The sequence below is a fragment of the Streptomyces sp. NPDC002130 genome (assembly GCF_040296465.1).
In the GTDB taxonomy this organism is placed as follows: Bacteria; Actinomycetota; Actinomycetes; order Streptomycetales; family Streptomycetaceae; genus Streptomyces.
The window spans coordinates 1-1,142 of the sequence record NZ_JBEOXI010001107.1; the positions used below are offsets into that span (position 1 = coordinate 1).

Annotated in this window: 1 protein-coding gene; it reads right to left on the minus strand. The window is 64.4% G+C overall.

Translation table 11 applies throughout. From position 1 onward, the window contains the following. Positions 1 to 123: 123 nt before the first annotated feature. Positions 124 to 1,142: MFS transporter (locus ABT116_RS48810; RefSeq protein ID WP_351648030.1), on the minus strand; the 1,019-nt coding region annotated here is incomplete at its 5' end.

Below are 1,142 nucleotides of genomic sequence, written 5' to 3' on the forward strand. Positions count from 1 at the left end.
GGCGGAGCCCGTGAAGTCCGGGAGGACGCAGTGGCCCACGTAGAGCCCGCGCACCTGGTGGAACACTCGTCAGCGACCCTGATCACGGACTGCGCGTCGCCTGGGGCAACGACGTGATGGGGTTCAACTGACGTCGGTCGAGTGCCGCGGACGATCCAGTTCGCGAAGCACCGGCAGGGAGGCACAGACCGCGGCGATCAGGATGATCGGAATCGACAGTGCCACAAAGGTCGACGCGATTCCGAGTTGATCGAGCAGAGGGCCGACCGCGAGGTAGCCGAGCGGGCCGGCGGCGTAGGCCGTCGACGTCATGACACCGACGACGCGTCCGCGCATGTGCTCCGGGCTGTGCGTCTGCATGGCGTAGTTGGCGATCGGGCCGACTGGTCCGTAGACGAGACCCTGTAGTCCGGCGAGTACGAGGATCACCCACAGCGGAGGTAGAAGCGCCATGGCCAGCATCGCTATGCCGAGGACGGCGACAGCAAAAATCATGATCAGGCGCCGGGACATGATCGGTGCCAGCGGGGCGTAGGCGAGAGAGCCGATGATGCCGCCGATCGCCAATGCCATCAATACCGATCCGAGTTGGGCCGGTTGGTCCAACTCCGTGAAGTACACCGGGAACACGACGCTCTCCACCGGCATGTAGAGCGCGACGACGGCCATGTCGATCAGCGCCAGAGTGCGCAGCAGTCTGTTGTTCCAGACGAACCGAAGACCGTCGAGTGTGCCGTGCCAGATCGATTTCGGCCGATGCTCGTGTTCGGGCACTCCGGCGCCGGGAAGCCGGATGAAGGCGACCACGACTATCGAGAACACAAAACCTGCCGCCGTGACCCAGAGCGTGTTCACCGCTCCGATCGTTGCGATCAGGACACCGCCGATGCCAGGGCCGATCAGATATGCGACGTTGAAATTGGCCTCGTACACGCTGTTGGTTCGATCGAGCTTCCACTTGGCGGTCCGCGTTGCTGCGGGCAGCATCGACTCCCTCGCCGCCATTCCGGCGGGGTCGAACACGGCGCCGAGTGCGGCCAACGCCGCGATCACCGGGATCGTCAAGCCCGCGGTGGCCGCGATGATCGGAATCGCTGCAACGGACATCGCAGAGAGAGCGTCGGAAATCATCGACGTTCGAC